Genomic DNA, 20217 nt, shown 5'->3' on the forward strand with positions numbered 1-20217 from the left:
ATGGATATATATGTAAAGAGGGTTAAGGAGGGTTATTATGTGGAAGCACACAAAATTCGGTAATGTATTACTTTGGGTGGGCCCTATCCTTGTATTTTTAGGACTATGTATGACAAATGTTATTTCAGATATTCCTTTCTTTGAGGGAAAACATAAAACGGTTGGTATTGTACTTATATTTATAGGTGTAATCTGTTTTGTTGCTGCTAATCATTTGAAAAAAGGAGAAAGATATGAAAAATAAATCTAAATAAAAAACAATCCTGGCATATTAGCTAGGATTGCTTTTTATTAATGTTGATTATTTGTAAAATACTTTATCAACGTTATATTTCGCTTTGTATTCATTAATGATATATGTTTCGTAAATTTCTCTTTCTGTTGGATCTTCTACGATACATGCATCAATGCGGTATACTTCATCACGGTGATTTTTAATTGGTGAAACATTATCTTCAAAATGCTTCTTAATACGTTGTCTAATTTTACGAGCTTTACCTACGAAAAGAAGTTCGTCATTAATATTGTAAAACATAAAAATGCCGCCTTTATCTCTAGGGAACAAGTGGAAATCGATAAATCCATTAATTGGAGTAATGATTGGCTCGTCTCCTTTAATAACTTGTTTACGTTCAGTAATTGAAACATCAGCTTCAGGAATATTAATTTTAATCAAGTTCATTCACGTCCTCTTTTATTATAAAGATAAATAATAGCATACATAAGTAAGAAAAGCTATGTTCAGAGGCATATTTCATTTTATAATTCAAATATTATAGGTGTATCATGTAAACTTTTCTTCCAAATCATATGATCGCTGGATTCTCCCCAGTAATCTTTCAATACATAGCTAGGTTTTCCAAACTTTTTCGTCCATATACTTTGCGCATTTTTATATCCACTATCTAAACAATATTCTGTTATCCCTCTGCTAAGTAATGTAAGAAACATTGTATGTAGTAATAAACTCCCTATTCCCTTTCTCTGATACTCCGGAAGTATGAATACAGTTCCTATTTCATACAAATTTTTAAGTACACCACCTGTACAACTATTAATCAATGTACTTGCTGGACCGATTTCGATTGTTCCAATGATTTTATCGTTACTTGTATCAATTGCTAATAAAAAGTAACGACCTTCTCCGTTACTATCAAAATCACTTTTCAAATACTGCTTTTTTGAGTTAATTTCATTTTCTATGTCATCCAATGATTGTGACAATCCTTCATTTTTGTATGTATTCGTAATAACGATACGGAAAAATAAATATAGTTCATCTACATCATTCAAATTCGGTCTTCTAACTGCAACGTTAGTCATGAATTCAATCTCCAATCCTCATTATGCCATTGTCAATACAACACTTTATATAATCTATTCATCATTATTCTGCAAAAACCTGCATAAATCCAACAGTATAGAAAGCTCATTATAGATATTGATAAAATAATTTTTATATCCATAGTTGTATGAACAGCAGGACCAAGTACCGGAAAACGGAAAACATCGAGAACAATCATAATACCAATAATTAGACAAGTTGCTGAAAAGGAAACAATCCAAATTCTCCTCTTTAATTTTAAAAAGGATACTCCTAAGGCTAGACCTAATAAGCCTGTAGTAAAAGGAAAGACAATTAGTTCACTTGGCTCAATAATAAATAATAGAAAAATAGTAAGAATATAAGAAAGTATTCCCTCACGAATAGAATAGAAAATAGCAAAAAAAATCGGTAATGTCGAAAATGGACTAATGAGCAAACCTATACCAGGAACTAGGTTTCCTGCTGCTTGAAACATGGTGGCTAATGTACTCATCAAAGCTGTAAGTACTAACTTATTCGCAAGGGACAATTTTCTTTTATGAACAAAGCTCGTATCATGTTCTATCATCAGTTGATACCAATAACGTACAAACCAATTCATCAATATCTCCCCCTAAAGATGCCTCATTCATTACTTTCTATATTATTCATACACTAGTGGTTTATGAGCTGCTTTCTACTTGTTATGAATTACTATATAATAAAAGGCTTTTAGGGGGATAAATTGTGCGTTTTGAAACAAAATAAATTCCTTGGATTATTAAACTACGAGTGTGTATCGTATCAGGGAATAATTTCAAAAATGGTACATTTATTAAAATCAGTTACTTTCATAGAACCGTAAACTCCTAAATATAATTTAGTTTGATTCAAATTTGTTCCTAAACTCATATAATAAGCTGCTTGCGTACCAAAATCATAATTGGTTTCAATAGCATGAAAGTCAGCATGTTTACCGTCTGTACCTGCTCTAGTATAGGCTAAAACACCTTTAACTGGCGGTCGAGAATCTTCTTTCTTAGCAAGGTCAGTAAACACTACGCTACCTGTTAAATTTGGAATTGCATTTCCCATATATGGCTGAACTCCTGTAAGGGAAGTTCCTCCAAACTTATCGGGTCTGGAATCTTGATGAAAATAACTAAGTAGAGGCAGAATACGCTTCACTGAAGTTTGTATTGTTTCATCATAATAAACCATTGTTCTCTCATCCAAAGTCTGATTCTCAGAACAATGTCGTATAAAAGAAGTAGGTAAATCCCCTTCCCATCCTCGCCACCCAAAATTGATAACCCCATCTTGATTGGGAGTTAACCTCATAAAATGCATTTGAACAAGTTCTGTAACCGGTATAGGTTTATATTGAATAAATGAAAAAATAGACTCTACAATATCTTGTCCGACATTTCCGGCGTATTTGATATATTGATTATAAAACCTTTGAAATGAAATGCCGGTTATATTACGTACTCCTTTTGCAATTACTGTAAGTGTTTCTTGTATAGATAAAGGGAGTTCATTAAAGCGTGTAACTACAGGAGGGTTATTTATAAATGTATTTTTACTTACATCGATTTCAATTATTTTACCTGCTATTTCTAAATCATCTTGGCTTAAATTAAATGGATCATAACCTGATCCGCCATCTCCATTTGTAAAAACAAGTTTTCCAGTCTCAGGTGAAAAGTTTAAACTATTGACTCCGTTATGATTAAAAAATGGTCTTCTTACATTCAGTAATGTTCGTCGCTTTTGAGCTTGACCATTAGATTGTAAAGTCCATTCTTCTACTGTATCAATGTGATCATATTGCGTATTTCTATTAACCCACTTTAAATTTAGCGTTTTAGGGTCACAAGGATTCGGTTTAAATTGCTCAGAAAGTGCACCTGGCCCTTGAGTTCCAGCGACGGAATAATGAAGATAAAATAAACCGTTTTGATAAAATTGTGGATGGAACGCAAGTCCAAGCAATCCTCGTTCATCATAACCGCTACTAGAAACACCTTCTTCAAATGTACCTAATTTAATAATTAGGTGACGAATATCTAAAAATGTCTTTATAACTCCGTCCCCTATGTAAAAAATCTCCCCTAATTGAGTTGCGATAAATAGTCTTTCGGTCGATTCACCTGGAAGTATCGTTGTTTTCAATACAGTTGGTAAATTTACGTTATGAACAATGGGTCGTAAACTAACTTTAACTTTTGTCAATTAACTGTACACCCCTTTTTCTTCTTTTTTATAGAAGAATATGATTAGAGTAGTTTTGTTAGTATTAAATAAGTCGTATTCCTTTTTATTACAATTTTGTATATAATATAAGAATCAATATATTAGGGGAATCAATTATGACACTCTTATTACAAATCATCGTACCACTTATATGTGCCATATACTTATTTACTCTCTATCATAACGGGACGTATGGATCAGCTTCATTCCTTTTAGCAGTCATGATAGGAATTTTCGGTTTAGAGAATATCTTTCAATATGCTAGTCTAACAAATCATGCTATTTATCCATATTGGGGCAGTTTGAAGGCTGTTGTTATCGTTTTATCAGTCGTATTTCTATTTAAAAAAGGTGGTTTAACAAGGAAATATTGATTTTTAATGCGTTACATATTTTCTTGTTAAATTGCTTTTATTTTATAAAAGCAGAAATATTTATGTAAAAACACGAAGGGATGTGTTACATATGTCTATAAATATTATTTCAATAGTATCTATCATAATATGGATTTTGTTAATTACAGAACTTATAAAACCTTCAAAAGAACAGAATGGACGAAAAATAGTAACTTTAGTAACTGCTGGTTCCGCATCAACACTTATTTTGACGGTTTCATTTATTCAAAATATCCCGTTTTGGAATTGATAGTGATATAACTAACAAAAATATGTATAAATAAAAAGATTAGGATTCACTCCTAATCTTTTTATTTTTTGAGGTAACACCACATGCCCAGCAAGCTAAGGTCTTGGAGTAGCCCCTAAACAAAATTTGAAATTTTTCTAAAGTTATTTATGTGAATTTAACTCGTTTTCAGGAACATATGTGGTCCTTTTACAATTTGAATTTCTTTTTAAGCTTCTTATATTTTCTATACGAACGTCTAACAATGTTTAACATAAAATACGGTACTTTAATAGGGAAAGGCAATTTATATATGAAAGGAAAATAAAAGGTGAAATATGCCTTTTCTAGGTCTCTCCACTTACTATCTTCTTTTGTTTTTAAGAAATCAGATACATCGACTACATATCCCCTTCCTTTTTCCATCATCACATTTTTCCCGTGAACATCACAAGGAGTTAACCCTTGTTCCCTCGCATACTCTAAAGCCTCATTAATATCAAGTATTACTTGCTTAGGAATTTTAATCCCCTTATGAATAGCATCGTATAAGGTAATTTCTTTTAAACGTTTCAATACTATGAAATTTTCTCCTTTATATATAAGCTTTGAATAAGAAGGATGATTTCCGATTCTTCGGTATACTTCTGACTCTTTTTCAATTCCTTCTCCTTCTCGCACGTAAACTTTCACTACCCAATCTTTGTATTCTTTGTGCATGAATACTGCGGCATAATTACCTGTTCCTAAACACTTCCAAAGTCTAGGAATATCTTTAACTACTACAGGCTCGAATTCATCCTCACTTCTGATACTTACCTCTTTTAATAATTCGTCATTTATCAATCCCACAAAACTATTTATACTCATCATTCCCACTCCGGTTTTGCTAAAAGGGGGCCCACCCACATTTTAACGAAAATATACACTAAGCGAATTTTAGCATAAAACGAGTCATCTTTCTTCCTAAAATAAAAAGCTAACTCATTTTATTTAAACTGTTGAATACTTAATATTTATTCCGTTATTCATAGCCAAAAACCGTACGATATAAAAATATTTCTAACTATTTTCATTTTTTCAGAGGCAAGTGTATAGGGCTTTTCTTAGTGCAAGTTCTGTTCGTTCATTACCCATGCCAAATCTATAAAACATTGTTTAGAAGTGTAGCAAGGGTTTGTTAATGGTTCAATTCTTGTTCCACTACTATCTTTGTTAGCTAAAACTTTTATTGTTTTAATAGTCTTTTGTTTAATTCCCACAATGCTGTTTTGTTGCTATCCCATTTCAAAAACGTTACTGCTTCCTCAAAGCATAACCATTTATAATTGAAGTGTTCTTTAGATAATGATATGTTTTTTGTAGGGACTTTAACTCCAAAAGAAAATTCTTTTATTACATAAACCTCTTCTCCCCAAAGGAATCCTCCAACTACATCTTCTACTGATAGTGAAGACACAGAATCTAATTGTATATATGGACATTCTCTTGTAATACGAGCCTCTTCAAACGCTTCCCGTTTTGCTGATTCAATAGGAATCTCACCGTCTTCTCCGCCACCAGCTATTCCTTGCCAATAACCATAATCACTTCGGTTAAAAATGGCATATTGAATAGAATCGGCAGTTTTTATATAAGGAAATATCAATACTTGATATGGCGCTCTCATTACTTAACCTCCTCTCGAAAATAAGTTTTAAATCAATATGAATAAAGAGCCGCCATCACAATTCTACATTATTAATGCAGGTTTATAATGTCGGCCCTCTATTTTTAAATAATTTTATTTTTCATAAACAGGCTTACTCTTAACAGAGGAAAAACTACTTATTCTCTGTCGAATTTGTTTAGCATGGTTTTTCATAAATGTTAGCAGTACTCCATATTATTCAATTGCGCCAGCAACGTCATAATCATTTAAATCTAATTCAATCGGTTGTCCGAGCGCTAGTTTAGCAAGTTCGGCTCCTAAGTATGGACCAGCTGTTAAACCCGAAGCCCCTAATCCATTCGCAACGAGAATTCCTTCAAATTTAGGTAGTGGTCCGATAACAGGTAAGAATCCTGGTGTGAATGGTCTGAATCCAACTCTCGTTTCAAGCATTGTAGCATTTTCTAAGCCAGGTGCAACTGCTAATGCCTTATGGAATACTTCATGTAAACCACCTGCTGTTACACGATGATCGAAACCAGTATCATTCTCATGTGTTGCACCAATTACGACATGACCATTGTCAAACGTTAAAATATATTGATCGTTTGGTGGCATAACAACTGGCATATTTTCTGTTGCTGTATTTTCAATTTGCAGATGAACAATTTGTCCTTTTTGGAATGTAACTAAGAAATTAATTCCTAATGGTTTCAAGATTTCATTCGCCCATGCGCCTGCAGTTACAATAACCTTTTCCGCTAAAATTGTTTCATCGTTTACTGTAACTCCCGTAATATGATTTCCTTCACGGACTAATATAGCATCGCCTTTTATGAAAGTTGCACCATGTTTTTTCGCAGCACTTATTAATGCATTGCGTAATAATCTTCCATTTACTCGTGCAGCACCACTAATATGAACAGAACTATATTCGTCTGATAATGCTGGGAATAATTTTTTTGTTTCTTCAGCTGATAAGCGAGTTATTTCACCAATCTCCGGGGCATCTTCACGTCGTTTATAAGCTCGCTCTTCCATTTGATCTAACTTTTTCTCGTCAGTATGTAAACTAATTGCACCTACACGATTATATCCTGTGTCAGTTTCACCGTCTTCTTCTAATTGCTGAATTAACGAAGAATAGTAACGTGCACCGCCTTTAACGATTTTATACCATGCTTTATTACGGCGCTGTGATAGCCATGGACATACAATACCTGCTCCTGCATCGGTTGCTTGCCCTAATTGTTGGCGATCCACGATAGTAACATTCGCACCTGCCTTAGCAAGATGATAAGCAGTAGACGCTCCTAAAATTCCTGATCCAACTACAATATACGATTTCATTTCAAACACCTTTTCTCTTTTGCTAATTATATAAATATAAGAACATTCCTTAGTATAATGGAAGGAATGCTTTTTTCAATGTACTCATCACAATTAATTGTTGCAGCATTATGACTTCCTTAATCATTATTTTTTCTTCTTACGGAATAATTCAATTGTTTTGTAGCCTTGTGAAAGGATTTCTATCATTTTCTCTAGACGTTTTTCACGTGTTTTTTCTTGTTTCACAGAAAAAAGATTACGTGCCCAATCTTTTTGGTATCCAGGCGTTAAACTTTGATAAAACTTAAGTTCATTCGGATGATTAGCTAATAATGCTTCAACATCTTTAATTCGATCTGCATAATCGGCAACACATTGACTCATAGCAGATGTTTTTGTTGTTTTTTTCTTTTCACGTTTTAAACCAACAACAGTAAAGACTTCATCCATACTTACCATTCGTGCAAATTTAATATCGCTTTCTCCCACATAACCATCTTCTCCAACGTTTAATGCCGGAAACATCTCATCACGGTGAATAAACGTACTATAACGAGCATTACCTTTTTTCGGATATGCGAAGAATACGTAACCTTTTTCAATTAGTAATTCTTCATTACTAATAATAAAATTCGTTTGTTTCACCATTTCATCAAGCGTTTCTACAAATATAAAGATAGCATCGTGTTCTTTTGAGAATGCAGTTTCTTTACCTGTAAAAATGTCATAATCACTTGGTTCGTTAATAACGACCATATTTGTATACTTATTAAGTTTCAATTTATCAATAACTGACATAATAATCTTCCTTTACATTCAAAATTCATTGTACATACTTTTTCGTACTGTTCTAGTGTATTATATGTATTAAGAAAATCAAACTTTAAATCGTATTATTCTGCTGCAAAAGAACATAATTCTTTACTAGATGGGGTGGTTTTATGCCATATGTAATCCGAGATGAAGGGCTAGTTTTACAAGGGGATGATGGAAAAGAACCAATTTTTCATACATATGAAGAAGCTGAGGAAACATTAAAAACATTAACTATACCGCAGTTTCCGAAACATATTAGAAGAAAACCATTTACACCAAAAATAATAAAGATAGCCGCTTCTGAATAAGAACCCGCTATCTTTATTATTCATAACTTAATAGCAAATAAAGTATATAAAAACTCTTTATATTGATCTTCTGTAATTTCACGCTTAGTTTTTTCCCCATGAATAATTTCGGTTAAACTTGTATTCGTTAATGAAATATGGCCAGAGTTCGTCAACTTTACTGCAATTGGTCCTTTATTAAAAATAGACTTCTCATCTTCTATCACTCTTCTTTGAACATCATTTACTACTATCTCATCAATAATATGTTTATAAAAAGCATGACAAACTTTCCATTCTCCAGCAGCATCTATTCTTTCTAAAACATAATTTCCTTTATTCGTATCTTTCCGTCTCACCCGGTACGAACCATTTTTTGAAGAAACCGAATCGCCAGTAAAAGGTACAGGAACAAGAGGTACTAACGAAGCTATACCTACATCAATTAAATACTGTACATTATCATAAGTTAAAATAATTGTTATATGGCCATCCTCAAGTGCCCATGCATTTATATCGTTTTTATAAACCGTACCTAATGCCAGTTGTACATCATAGCCACAGTCTCTTAAGAAATAGTAAAAAAGAGTATTTAATTCGTAGCAAAGTCCACCACGGGAACTAGTTAAAATTTTCTCTCGTAAGTTTTCCAGAGAGATTTGATTCGTATTTCGTGCTATAACATCTAAATTCTCAAATGGTATAGTATGCGCAAACGAAAAGAGTATGGTAGGTAATTCTTCAAACGTTACATCATTACGTTTTTTAAGATTTAATCTTGTGAAAAGCTGATCTTGTAAACTTGTCATATTTAGCACCCCTTAAAAATTTATAAGTTTAAATAATATATGCTGATTGTAAATTTTAAGGGGCACTGTAACAATGTACATTTCATTTAACTGTACCGGTACAAAAATTACGATTCACATAGGAGGTGTCATTACACATGTTTTTTGTAATCACTTCTTTTTGGGGCAAATCAAAAGCTACGAATATAAATTTAATAGTTTATCTATAGGCAAATTATTACTATCACTTAAATCAACAAAATATTGAAGTTGCCACGTTTGGCTCTTTTTAGCTTGATTACTAACAGTGGTATCCCAAACAGGATAAATTCTCGTTGCCATTTTCCCTGTTTGACTTTGTGTTCTCAATATTTTTTCTTTAAGAAGAATCTCTTTAGGAAAAATAAATTGCCCTAGTTTATTATCAGCAATACAAGTGATTACTAATAAATCAGGAGCAGCTTCATAAGAGAAAGCTCTATTTCGCATATTTTCATCTTTCTCCCAAAAAGAAACAAATTGACCAATTTTATTAGGTGTAACTTTTGATTTTCTAAAACGAATGGTTTTGTTATTTAAGTGGAATAAACATCCGGCATATTCTGCGTTTTGCTTTTCTTCTTTTAGATTCGTAATCATTAAGTTGTTAGGTTTGTAAACTATATTATTTAAATTTTGGATTATATTATTTAAATTTTGGATTATATTATTAAAATTGTTCAAAAAAACTCCCCCTTTATTCATCTCTTAGTTTACCACAAACATCAGTTCTTCTATATCGTATATAATTATGAACTAAGTGAAATGGGGGAATTTAGCAGGATATAATTATTACTTTAATGTACTTAGTTTTTCAATTGCTTGTTGTTCAGTTGCTAAGTAAAAAATGTCATTCCCTTTATTACATTCATAAATAAAATCTTTTAAGCTTTTACTAGTATACATAGAGAAATCTCCAACAATAGCAATCTTTACCTTGTAGTTTATAAACTTTTGAAGGATATCGCCCGCAAGCCGTGTTTTTAGGTCAAAGAAATCTTCACTTATTAAAGATTTATGGATAATAATATGTTTCGCATCTACCTCATATTGAACTGTTGCCATAGTATCTAATGCAGACTGAACATCCGATATTAATACCTTATCGTTCCTAATGACCGCAATATTGATTCCATCGATTACTACTTTCTTTATTTCCATAGTCCTCCCCCTTTATAATTTACACAGTATGAGTAAAATTGTTTTACAAAACTTCGTATTAATCATAGATTAAATTAGCCACAGCTATTAAAATGGCCTCTATTTTTTGTTGTAAATACCTATTTTTTATTACTAATACGGTCAATGAAATTAATGATAGTTTCTCTTTTTTTGTATTTTTGAATATATATATGGAATTACTTTTACTTGTTATAAAAATATTGTGGAGTAACATAACTTAACAAACTATCCAAAGTGTTAATCTCGGCATATGGTTGTATTTTAGTAGTATTCTTGATTTTCTGAGGGTTAAACCACACACCTTTTATATTTGCATTTTGAGGACCAGCAATATCCTTTTCTAAGTCATCCCCAACAAATAAAGTATTTTCCGGTTGTAAATTTAACTTATTTAATGCTAGTTCGAATATACGTTTATCAGGTTTACTAAATCCCACTTCTTCAGAAATAATGATTGTTTCAAAATACCTATTTAAATTCGTGTTAAATATTTTAGCTTTTTGCCTCTGAGTTGAGCCATTTGTTATAATTCCAACTTTAAAGTGCTTCTTTATTTGATTTAAGAAATGAATAGTATTTTTGTCTATTGAAAAACATCTAGGGAAATTATTATTCCAAAAATCTTGAATGTAATTGCGTGGCAATCTATACTTCGGCGTGAATTCATCAAACAATGATTCTAAAACTGTCGTTTTATTACTTATGCCATATTCTCTTTTATCGTATTTTTTAAATTTCTGTAACATGTTGCTTTTAGCCGCACCATCTACATTTTCATAACACTTTTCTAAAACAATTAAAAATAATGCCTCTACTGCTTTATCCCTATCAAGTAATGTATCATCTAAATCAAACAGCATCGCTTTATAACCCATCAAATAATTTCACAACCTTTCTAGCATTATATAAATCTTTCCAAGTTTGTACCTTTAAACTTTTGGTTCAGCAAGAACATTGTTATGTAGTGATTAACGATTAAATAGAAACTAGATGAAAGAAATCCAAAGTTCTCGGCGCACACTCTAGTATTACAGTAGCTTCTTCTATATTGAAATTCCCTTTCCTCTTTTGGTAAAGAAGCAAAAGTATATTTTCACAAATTTTAAGAAGCTACATACAATTCACATTAGTATACATTAGTTTTTCGTAAATATTAATCGTACATCAATTCATACGATAAGTTTTTTAAAACAATTATTTCTCCATAAAAAAGTAATATAGCTAATAATATTTTTTAGTAGTAAACGTCCTATGAAGTTTACTACTGTATCTCCACATAAACTCCAGATAGTACGGCTATAATGACTACCAGAGGTGATATTATGAAAAACTATCATATTCTCGTGGTAGAGGACGATCAAGAAATTCAGGAATTAATTAAACAATTTTTAATGACACAGCATTATACAGTGGTAGTCGCTTCAGATGGACTAGAGGGTATGACACAATTTAATAAGCAATCATTTGATTTAATTCTTCTAGATGTCATGATGCCCAATCTTAATGGGTTTGAAGTTTCTAAAATGATTCGAAGTCAGTCAAACGTACCAATTATTATGCTAACTGCGTTGGAAGAAGAGGAAGATCAAATGAAAGGATTCGACCTTGGGATCGATGATTATATAACAAAGCCCTTTTCATTTCATGTTTTGATTAGACGAGTCGAAGCTGTACTTAGAAGAAGTTATGATAAAAATGTAAATAATCATTTGATATTTAAAGAAGTGCGTATCGATGTGGATGCATATAGAGTATATGTAAATGACGTTGAAATTATATTAACGACAAAAGAGTTTGAAATTCTACAACTACTATTTCAAAATGAGAGAAAAGTACTTACAAGAGAAAATATCGTAGAGAAGGTTTGGGGGTACGATTATTTTGGAGAAACACGAATAATTGATACACATATTAAAAATCTACGTAAAAAATTAGCTATCCCTTATATTAAAACAATAAAGGGTATTGGTTATAAAATTGATGAATAGTATTGTGAAACTCATGAAGATGAAGCAAATTACTTACAAACTCTTTATGACTACATCTCTCATTTTGTTATCCTTTGCAGTATTGATTTATTTAACTTTATACTTCTTTCTCCCTACGTTTTATGAGCAATATAAAACAGATCAACTTCAAACAGGGATAAACGAAATCATTGATAAATCTAAAAATCTTACGTTTCAAGATGCGATACCACTTTTTGATGAATACGCAAAAAAAAATAATGCGATGCTTTATCTTCAAAATAAAGAAGGAGTAATTATTTACTCTCCTTCATTTTCTTTTATTCAAAGTGGTACGCAAAAAACAGTAGTTACTAAAGCAACACGATTCGAGAATGCAAGTACCCTTAGCAATTCATATAACGCTACGAAACCAATTCAATTTCAAGATGGTAGTTTAACGCTTGTAGTGTTTGCTACATTTCAACCGATTGATGAAGCTTCACAGGTTTTAGTACGCTTTCTCCCCTATATTAGTATCATTGTGCTCGTTATTGGTATAGGGAGTGCTTATTTTTATTCCAGGTTTATTACAAAGCCACTTATTTATATTAATGAAGGTGCACAAAAGATGGCAAATTTAGATTTCTCCGAAAAAATTGAGGTTCGCTCTACAGATGAGTTAGGAGAATTATCTAATAGTTTGAATGACATGTCTATTAACTTGCAACAAGCTATGTTTGATTTAAAAAAAGCAAATGAACAATTAAAAAATGATATTGAAAAAGAAAGAGAAATAGAAACAAAACGCAGAGAGTTTTTTGCGATTGTAGCACATGAATTAAAGTCCCCTCTTACTGTAATGAAAGGATACTTAGAAGGAATGATATACAATATTGGCCCTTATCAAAATCGCGATCAATATTTAAAGAAGAATCATCAAATTATTGAAAGTATGGAACAATTAGTTCGTGAAATTTTAAGCGTATCGAAATTAGAACAACACACCTTCAAACTAAAAGTAGAGAAAGTTAATCTTTCAAAATTAATAGGGACAATTACAAAAGATCTCGAATTTTTTGCTTCTCAAAAAAACATCGAAATAATAAAAGAAATTGACTTTGGCCTTGCTATTTATACAGATTGTGCCCTTTTAGAAAAAGCATGTAAAAATATTGTCCATAATGCGGTTATGTATTCACCACATAATGAAAAAGTCTATATAAAGTTAAGTGAGGATTCTAAACAAAGTCAAATCGAAATGCAAATTATAAATACAGGTGTCAATATTAAAGATGAAGAGATACAACAAATTTTCAAACCATTTTATCGAATTGAAAAATCAAGGAATCGAAATACTGGAGGAAATGGTTTGGGGCTATATATTGTTAAACAAATTCTTGAAACGCTAGATATAAAGTATTCAATAAAAAATATGGAACATAGTGTACAATTTTGCATGAGTATTCCATTATCTAAACACAAAAACAAACAAACTCTCCTTTAAATAGGACGAGTTTGTTTGTTTTTGTGGTAAGTATAAACTTATTAACAGGCTTTTCGTTTAATGATATATATTGCTTCTTAAATGGTAATTATCATAAGTGGTGACAAACTGTATTCAATTTACATATTTATCTTTTACTATAACAGCAAAAACGAAATTCCGCTTAGCAGCAAATTAGATTCTCTTATTTGAGATGCATTTCATCTATGAAACTGAAAAGGAAGATGAAAAATGCATATTTCCCTCCATTTTTCAGATTAATTTAAAATTCTTTTATGGTAAGCTATATGTAAAGATTAAACATAAAACATAAAGGATGATTCGTATGCAAATAAGAGCACAAGTAAGTGAATATAACTCCTATTATGCAACGTATACCAACTTGGTATCAGACGGAAATATCATACATATTCTAGAACAACAAATGAAGGAAACGAATCTCTTATTAAAGGAAATTTCTGATAGTGAGGGACTTTTCCGGTATGCTCCTACTAAATGGAGTATAAAAGAAGTAATGGGTCATATAGCAGATACAGAACGGATTATGGCGTATCGATTGCTATCAATCGCTCGAGGCGAGACAGCAGAACTTCCAGGCTATAATGATGATATGTATGTTCTTAGAGCTGCTTTTGATAAGCAATCTATGCAAGATCTTCTTGAGAATTTAATAGTTGTTCGCCAATCTACCCTGTATTTACTTAGAAGCTTAGATAAAGAAGCTTGGTCACAAAGAGGAAATGCGAATAATTCTGAAGTTACAGTTCGTGCATTAGCATACATCATTGCTGGTCATGAGCTTCATCATCTTCAAATTATAAAAGAACGTTACCTTGGTTCTGATTTATATCCAGCAACTTAACATTTGAAGAAAATGAGTCCTATTTATGTAGGGCTCTTTTTCAGTATTTATAACGGATTAGTGCTTAGAACCATGGTGATTAAATGCATTTATTTATAAAGTCCACCACATAATATATATGCTATCCCCTTTTATTCTGTACATGAATTTCTTTAGGTTGATATACTACAAACTCAATATATCTGGAAAGGTGATGATATTATGTATGAACAGCAAAATAATAGAGATAGAGATCAAAAAATGATGTTTTCTATGCAGGGAGTTCCCTCAAATAAAATTAACATGAATCAATTACCTAAATGGATTAGAATTTTTGGCTATTGTGTGTTTGGTTGGATAATAGTATTTAGTTTAATTATGATTGTAGGTTTAATTCTGCAATAACTATGTGTGATTATCCCATGATATAGGTAACCAATTATAATAAAAAGAACTTGTAGAATATCATACAAGTTCTTTTTCAAATATTATTAAAACGGGAACAACAAACTATTTTAACATTCAGTACAGGGAGACCATTTTGGTTATGGCTTGATTTTATTATAAATCAAATATAAGCTTTTGAAAGAGATAGATTTTGAAAATTATGTGAATTGAACAGTTATGATGTTTATATTAGATTTCATTTACGACCAACTTCTTCTTACTTAAATACACTGCACGATCTGATTTTTTAGCAACCTCCTGTGAGTGCGTCACAACAATAATGCATTTATTCTCTTTATGTGCAAGTTCTTGAAACAGTTCTATTATATCCATTGCGGTTTCTTCGTCGAGGTTTCCTGTCGGCTCATCTGCAATTAGTAAATCAACATTACACGATAGTGCTCGAGCAATTGCTACACGCTGTTGTTGTCCACCGCTTAGTTGCAGGACGTTTCGTTTCGCTTCAAGTTCTGTGAGTCCTACCCTCTCTAATAATTCTAATGCTCTTGCTGTTTTATTTTGCACTTTAACACCTGTAATTTCCATTGCTGTTAAGACGTTTTGAAGAGCGGTCATATAGGTAATTAAGTTATAAGATTGGAAAATTACAGATACATTTTGATTACGGTATCGATCCAAACCAATTTTTCTAATATCTTTGCCATTATACAGTACATAACCATTTTTAGGGACATCCAGTCCACAACCTAAACTTAGAGTTGTGGTTTTACCAGATCCAGATGGTCCTAAAATCGTGTAGAAATGTCCTTTTTGAAAAGAAAAGTTAACATTATCTAGTATCGCTACATTTTTTCCATTACTTTCATAATAATAATCCAAATTTTTAAACTGTAAAATCGTCTCCATATCGATCCTCCTCATTCATCTTTTAAAAGAATTTGTTTTGGGTTTAAACGTAGAATAGATAATGCTGGAAGAAGCGTTGCTATTATAGCAATAGCTAGTCCAATTCCACCCATTTTCCCTACATCTTCTCCTGTTACACTTACATCAATTTTATCAATCGGATCTTCTTTTTGATTTTGTAGAGTACCACCAGATCCAGCCATCATTACAGTACCATGTTGCGAGGTATCTGTTTCTTCGCTTGCAGTAGCTATTTCATTCGAAAGTAAATTATCCCCGATATATTGAGAAACTTTAGCTCCTGTTGTTATGGATAATCCAAATGCTAAAATAGCGACACATACTACTTCTACTACGAACTGTGCCATCAGTTTCCACTTTTTCTCTCCAATGGACAATAGAATTCCCATTTCTTTACGACGTCCTTTAATTGATAGCATAATGATTAATCCTAAAATAATCGCACCTGCAATCGATACAATATAAATAATCATTTGAGAAGTCGAAGAGATATTTTCGATAGGACCAATCATTTGCTTGTACAATGAATCATGCGCATCTAATTTATAATAATTAAAATCAATATTAGATTTTTTTGCTTCTTTTTTAAATGCATCAATATATTGTGGGTCATTCAAGAAATACACGACTTGAACACTACTTATACCTTGATCCACTTCTAATTTTTTCATAGTTGAATGTGGCATATATAGTTTATTAGCCGGATCCATTATAGGAGGAGCCTGTTGACTCATTGCTTGCTCATTGGTTTCGTAAATACCGATAATTTCAACCTCAAGGGTTTCCTTCTTATCCCCTGATTGTACTTTAACTTTGTCTCCTACTTTCAAATTGTTTAATTCCGCTAATCGTTTTTCCATTAAAGCTACATTCTGATTCTTCATTTGCTCTGTAATTGGTTTTCCATCAATGATTTTACTTTTTCCGTTTTTAAAGCTTTCTTGTAATGCAGTCTTGCGGACTCCCTCAATCATAAAAGAAGCATTCATATCTATTTCTGTACCAGAGCTTGAACCGCCTCGCACAGCCGCTATTCCCGCTTTACCTTTACCTTCTTCTCCTTCTGAAGCTCCTACTAGTTTAAGTCCATCAGAAATACCGAAAGTGTTAGCTATGTAATTATAGTCTTTTACATACTTGGACTTCGCTAATTGTTCTGTTTCTTTTGTATCGAGCTGCGGCGGACTTGGCATTTCTCCAGTTTCCTTAGCTTTTTGACCTAATTTGTCGAAATCAAGACCTAAAGTAACATCTGCACCAAGTTTTTTTCTCGCAGCATCCGCTGCTTTTTTTGACGCATTTTGGATTGTAAAACCTGAAAGAACCAAATTTGTAACAATCAGAAAAACTGCCATCAAAATTAATGATGTTCCTATCCTTTTTTTCATACTGAGAATTGCTCGTTTCATAAAATTCATTTTTTCTTACCTCCTTGATATCTTGTATTCTATATAGGTTATCTAGAGTTTATATGGAGCTAATCGGTAGTTTAACTAGAGATATAAGGAGTTTATGTGTAGTTATTTACCTGTTTCAGAAAAGCTAGAACACAAATTCAAAAACGCAGCCGTTTTTGAATATTGGTAAGGAGTTATTCCGTTTAATAAATTTATATAAAAGAAAAGGTTAAGATTAATTTAATGTATGTAGCACAAAAAATATTTACTGTGTAATTTCTATACAATAAATATAGAGAAACCTATTTGGATATCTATAATAGGGATTTTAATATAGTTACTGTATCTCATACAAATCACGTCACTTTAAAAGGTGCATCTTTTAATACGAAAATAAGCAATTTAATATTCTCTTATATGAATAATAATATTAAATTGCTTTTTAGATTTTAGTATAATTTATTTATAGTTTTATTTTATTGCAAGCTTTATAATATGATATGCAAATTTATCACCTACTATTAGGAAAAGAGAATATTTTACAATTAATTTACACCATAAATTTTGTCCATGTTTTACACAATATGTATTTTGGAGGAGGTTAATTTGATTTTTTCAAAACTCATTGATCGGTACGCCTTATATGATTTACACAAAAAAAGAAGTGTAGCGTTTCAGTATACTTCCCTTTCTAACACTTCATTAAATATAAAGGACATAGAATCTTTTTATAAAGTAAAACCATCACATATTCATTTTGACATTAAGCATTCAAAACAGGAAAAGGAATACATGGCTGGGCAATTCAAATATAAAAGCTCAGTTCAATCCGGTGATTCACGCAACGACTCTGTAACTGGGGAATTATTCTTACATAAAAATGAAAATGCACCTCATGTTATCTTTGTTCACGGTTGGAGAATGGATTCTAACGAACGTGTGAAAAGAATATTCCACGATCATATGACCAGCCTGAAGTGGAATATGTATTATTTCACTCTACCCTATCATTTTGAAAGAAAACCCGATCAATCCTTTTTCAGTGGAGAGTATATGGTAAGTGCAAATATTGAACGAACAGTACAAGCAACTAGACAAGCGGTAGCTGATTTACGAGCTTTGATTAAATGGATTAAAGCAAATAAAAATGGTCCCCTGATTCTAATAGGAATTAGTTTAGGTGGATTTATTACTAACTTAACCTCTCTTGTTGAAGAAGAAATTGATGTGTTAGCATCCATTTTCTATGCAAATCGACTCTCTTATTCAATTTGGAATACAACTCCAGGTAAATTTATTAGAGAAGACTTGGAACATCATGGTGTAACGTATGATGATTTAATAGATTATTGGAAAATCACTGAACCGAGTCAAGCATTACCAAAAGTAAAAAAAGAAAATATTTTATTAATTTCAGGTAAGCACGATCTATATGTGCATTCTGAGGATACAGACTACTTGTGGAAATCTTGGGAAAGGCCTACACGATATATTTATACATGTGGGCATGCCGGGATAGTTCTTAAACGTAAAAAAATTGCAACTGATACTATTAATTTTATTCAGAATCGATTGAACTCCCCACATTTATCCAATGACAGGTCTTAAATTGTGAGATTACTAAGTAAGGGGTAGTACCAACATTCGTACACTAAGATTCTTTCAACATAAAGATTGTTGATAACTTGTACGTGTCAGTATGCTGGTGTTACTTTAAATACAAAGAGCATGTTTTAAACAAATGATAATAACATGCTCTAAACTTATCTATTTATTTTTATTTCTTACAGATATCTATAGATAATATTGAAACATCCCATGTATTAAAAAGTGTTCCCTGCAGTGCTTTTATGTATCGATCTGCTGACTTCTGAACAGCAAGGTCCACATGCTTTGACACGACTCGATGAAAAGCATTATAAATACGGTTGAATGGTAGCCCTTATACTATATCCGTCAGCTATTTTACTTTACTAGCAGTGGATGTAGATAACTGTACATGAAACTCACTCACTGACAGTTGGCAATCACTTGAAAAATATCACCTGTTAGCAAAATGTCTTAATATAATTTCCACCTTTCCAGTGTAAAACAGTTCTTCCTTTAAAATGACCTCCAAGACGATTTAATGTAATGACATTTGTTAATTCAAAAGACTCACATACTTGTATACTCAAAATCCCTTTGATTTGTTTTTTGATGGTAAAACATGTTTCTCTACTCTTTCATATAGAGTAAGCAACTTCTTGATAGAAGAAAATTTCGGTACTAACCAATACGAAAATAACGCTGAAACACATCCTATTAAAGCCCCTATTGCAACATCAAAAGGATAATGAACTCCTACCCAAATACGAGAGATCGCTACACAAAATGCAAGTATAAGCCATAACCACCCAATCTTTTTACGAACAAGCCAAAATGAAAAACAAATCGAAAAAAAGAGAATCGTATGGTCACTAGGAAATGAATTATCTATAGCATGATTGACAAGTTTATTAACATCAGGCAATACTGCAAACGGTTGATAATTCAAATGAAATTTCCCTGCTATTTTCCCGATTACCTCAGCAATTACAAAAGCAACCAGCGCTTGAATAACCATCATTCTACTTTTTCTGGACCCAGTAAACCAATAAGCTAAAATAATTAAAGCAAAAATATATACCATATATTCTGCCAAAAATACCACGGCTGAGTTTAGGAATGAATATTGTTTACCTAAATCATTAATTGCTCGAAATATATCAATATTAAATTGAGAAAAAGACATTTCAAATCCCTCCTTTTTAGTAAGGTGTTTTACTGATTTCCATATACTTTCATTACATAAATAGTTTTGGTTATTGTATCTATCTAAAAATATCAACCTCTTATGACATCACTTTCTTCTTTTTCACTTTAATAAAA

The 20217-nt window shown here is 31.8% G+C and carries 24 protein-coding genes; 9 read left to right on the plus strand and 15 right to left on the minus strand.

Annotated features, from left to right (window positions below; all coding sequences use genetic code 11):
* Nucleotides 1–37: 37 nt before the first annotated feature.
* Nucleotides 38–244, plus strand: coding sequence for a hypothetical protein (locus tag ACTL4X_RS13360; protein WP_000265478.1), 207 nt, complete (start codon nucleotides 38–40; stop codon nucleotides 242–244).
* Nucleotides 245–301: 57 nt separating this feature from the next.
* On the opposite strand, the gene ACTL4X_RS13365 is transcribed toward ACTL4X_RS13360, so the two are convergent.
* The 4 genes from ACTL4X_RS13365 to ACTL4X_RS13380 form a co-directional block, all read right to left on the minus strand.
* Nucleotides 302–682, minus strand: coding sequence for a nucleotide excision repair endonuclease (locus ACTL4X_RS13365; protein WP_001048941.1), 381 nt, complete (start codon nucleotides 680–682; stop codon nucleotides 302–304).
* Between the two features lie 77 nt (nucleotides 683–759).
* Nucleotides 760–1323 carry a GNAT family N-acetyltransferase gene (locus tag ACTL4X_RS13370; protein WP_000185966.1) on the minus strand — a complete coding sequence of 188 codons (564 nt, stop codon included), beginning with the start codon at nucleotides 1321–1323 and terminating at the stop codon, nucleotides 760–762.
* A 32-nt stretch (nucleotides 1324–1355) separates the two neighbouring features.
* Nucleotides 1356–1928 carry a hypothetical protein gene (locus ACTL4X_RS13375; protein ID WP_001103998.1) on the minus strand — a complete coding sequence of 191 codons (573 nt, stop codon included), beginning with the start codon at nucleotides 1926–1928 and terminating at the stop codon, nucleotides 1356–1358.
* A gap of 182 nt (nucleotides 1929–2110) precedes the next feature.
* Complete coding sequence (locus ACTL4X_RS13380) at nucleotides 2111–3541, minus strand: PQQ-dependent sugar dehydrogenase (protein ID WP_000170004.1); 1431 nt, start codon at nucleotides 3539–3541, stop codon at nucleotides 2111–2113.
* 137 nt (nucleotides 3542–3678) lie between these two features.
* Here ACTL4X_RS13380 and ACTL4X_RS13385 point away from each other — a divergent pair, with 137 nt between their 5' ends.
* Nucleotides 3679–3936, plus strand: coding sequence for a hypothetical protein (locus tag ACTL4X_RS13385; protein ID WP_000173570.1), 258 nt, complete (start codon nucleotides 3679–3681; stop codon nucleotides 3934–3936).
* A 91-nt stretch (nucleotides 3937–4027) separates the two neighbouring features.
* Nucleotides 4028–4207: a hypothetical protein gene (locus ACTL4X_RS13390; RefSeq protein ID WP_000026314.1), complete on the plus strand. Its 180-nt coding sequence runs from the start codon at nucleotides 4028–4030 to the stop codon at nucleotides 4205–4207.
* 189 nt (nucleotides 4208–4396) lie between these two features.
* Here the strand turns inward: ACTL4X_RS13390 and ACTL4X_RS13395 are convergent, their stop codons facing one another.
* From ACTL4X_RS13395 to ACTL4X_RS13410, 4 genes are all read right to left on the minus strand, one after another.
* Nucleotides 4397–5065 (minus strand): serine/threonine protein kinase, encoded by a 669-nt coding sequence (locus tag ACTL4X_RS13395; protein ID WP_002041240.1) that lies wholly within the window; start codon nucleotides 5063–5065, stop codon nucleotides 4397–4399.
* A 349-nt stretch (nucleotides 5066–5414) separates the two neighbouring features.
* Nucleotides 5415–5855, minus strand: a complete 441-nt coding sequence (locus tag ACTL4X_RS13400) for an NUDIX hydrolase (protein WP_001202590.1) — start codon at nucleotides 5853–5855, stop codon at nucleotides 5415–5417.
* A 216-nt stretch (nucleotides 5856–6071) separates the two neighbouring features.
* Nucleotides 6072–7187: an NAD(P)/FAD-dependent oxidoreductase gene (locus ACTL4X_RS13405; protein ID WP_000844380.1), complete on the minus strand. Its 1116-nt coding sequence runs from the start codon at nucleotides 7185–7187 to the stop codon at nucleotides 6072–6074.
* Nucleotides 7188–7313: 126 nt separating this feature from the next.
* Nucleotides 7314–7967 carry a YdeI/OmpD-associated family protein gene (locus ACTL4X_RS13410; protein WP_000110844.1) on the minus strand — a complete coding sequence of 218 codons (654 nt, stop codon included), beginning with the start codon at nucleotides 7965–7967 and terminating at the stop codon, nucleotides 7314–7316.
* A 143-nt stretch (nucleotides 7968–8110) separates the two neighbouring features.
* Here ACTL4X_RS13410 and ACTL4X_RS13415 point away from each other — a divergent pair, with 143 nt between their 5' ends.
* Nucleotides 8111–8293 carry a hypothetical protein gene (locus ACTL4X_RS13415; RefSeq protein WP_001147158.1) on the plus strand — a complete coding sequence of 61 codons (183 nt, stop codon included), beginning with the start codon at nucleotides 8111–8113 and terminating at the stop codon, nucleotides 8291–8293.
* Between the two features lie 20 nt (nucleotides 8294–8313).
* Here the strand turns inward: ACTL4X_RS13415 and ACTL4X_RS13420 are convergent, their stop codons facing one another.
* The 4 genes from ACTL4X_RS13420 to ACTL4X_RS13435 all read right to left on the minus strand — a co-directional run bounded on the left by ACTL4X_RS13420 (nucleotide 8314) and on the right by ACTL4X_RS13435 (nucleotide 11156).
* Nucleotides 8314–9081 (minus strand): arylamine N-acetyltransferase family protein, encoded by a 768-nt coding sequence (locus tag ACTL4X_RS13420; RefSeq protein ID WP_000202748.1) that lies wholly within the window; start codon nucleotides 9079–9081, stop codon nucleotides 8314–8316.
* A gap of 177 nt (nucleotides 9082–9258) precedes the next feature.
* The gene (locus ACTL4X_RS13425; RefSeq protein ID WP_441395065.1) at nucleotides 9259–9804 is read right to left on the minus strand and encodes a MepB family protein; all 546 of its coding nucleotides are present in this window, start codon (nucleotides 9802–9804) and stop codon (nucleotides 9259–9261) included.
* Between the two features lie 87 nt (nucleotides 9805–9891).
* Nucleotides 9892–10260 (minus strand): DUF4180 domain-containing protein, encoded by a 369-nt coding sequence (locus ACTL4X_RS13430; protein WP_000403464.1) that lies wholly within the window; start codon nucleotides 10258–10260, stop codon nucleotides 9892–9894.
* Between the two features lie 203 nt (nucleotides 10261–10463).
* Nucleotides 10464–11156 carry an HAD-IA family hydrolase gene (locus ACTL4X_RS13435; RefSeq protein WP_000540719.1) on the minus strand — a complete coding sequence of 231 codons (693 nt, stop codon included), beginning with the start codon at nucleotides 11154–11156 and terminating at the stop codon, nucleotides 10464–10466.
* Nucleotides 11157–11603: 447 nt separating this feature from the next.
* Between ACTL4X_RS13435 and ACTL4X_RS13440 the strand changes: the two genes are divergently transcribed.
* From ACTL4X_RS13440 to ACTL4X_RS13455, 4 genes are all read left to right on the plus strand, one after another.
* A complete protein-coding gene (locus ACTL4X_RS13440; RefSeq protein ID WP_000800727.1) occupies nucleotides 11604–12269 on the plus strand; it encodes a response regulator transcription factor in 666 nt (221 codons plus the stop codon).
* 13 nt (nucleotides 12270–12282) lie between these two features.
* On the plus strand, nucleotides 12283–13734 hold the full coding sequence (locus ACTL4X_RS13445; protein WP_033695141.1) for a sensor histidine kinase: 1452 nt from the start codon (nucleotides 12283–12285) through the stop codon (nucleotides 13732–13734).
* Between the two features lie 325 nt (nucleotides 13735–14059).
* The gene (locus tag ACTL4X_RS13450) at nucleotides 14060–14596 is read left to right on the plus strand and encodes a DinB family protein (protein WP_001167023.1); all 537 of its coding nucleotides are present in this window, start codon (nucleotides 14060–14062) and stop codon (nucleotides 14594–14596) included.
* A gap of 201 nt (nucleotides 14597–14797) precedes the next feature.
* The gene (locus ACTL4X_RS13455) at nucleotides 14798–14980 is read left to right on the plus strand and encodes a hypothetical protein (protein WP_000273230.1); all 183 of its coding nucleotides are present in this window, start codon (nucleotides 14798–14800) and stop codon (nucleotides 14978–14980) included.
* Between the two features lie 231 nt (nucleotides 14981–15211).
* Here ACTL4X_RS13455 and ACTL4X_RS13460 read toward each other — a convergent pair whose 3' ends face one another.
* Both ACTL4X_RS13460 and ACTL4X_RS13465 read right to left on the minus strand, forming a co-directional pair.
* On the minus strand, nucleotides 15212–15889 hold the full coding sequence (locus tag ACTL4X_RS13460; RefSeq protein WP_000447853.1) for an ABC transporter ATP-binding protein: 678 nt from the start codon (nucleotides 15887–15889) through the stop codon (nucleotides 15212–15214).
* Between the two features lie 11 nt (nucleotides 15890–15900).
* A complete protein-coding gene (locus ACTL4X_RS13465; RefSeq protein WP_001010223.1) occupies nucleotides 15901–17328 on the minus strand; it encodes an ABC transporter permease in 1428 nt (475 codons plus the stop codon).
* Between the two features lie 585 nt (nucleotides 17329–17913).
* Here ACTL4X_RS13465 and ACTL4X_RS13470 point away from each other — a divergent pair.
* Nucleotides 17914–18915 (plus strand): alpha/beta hydrolase, encoded by a 1002-nt coding sequence (locus ACTL4X_RS13470; protein WP_000577717.1) that lies wholly within the window; start codon nucleotides 17914–17916, stop codon nucleotides 18913–18915.
* Nucleotides 18916–19480: 565 nt separating this feature from the next.
* Here ACTL4X_RS13470 and ACTL4X_RS13475 read toward each other — a convergent pair.
* On the minus strand, nucleotides 19481–20080 hold the full coding sequence (locus tag ACTL4X_RS13475; protein WP_000010592.1) for an undecaprenyl-diphosphatase: 600 nt from the start codon (nucleotides 20078–20080) through the stop codon (nucleotides 19481–19483).
* Nucleotides 20081–20217 lie beyond the last annotated feature (137 nt).

This window comes from Bacillus sp. RE35 (assembly GCF_052146655.1).
Taxonomy (GTDB): domain Bacteria; phylum Bacillota; class Bacilli; order Bacillales; family Bacillaceae_G; genus Bacillus_A; species Bacillus_A cereus.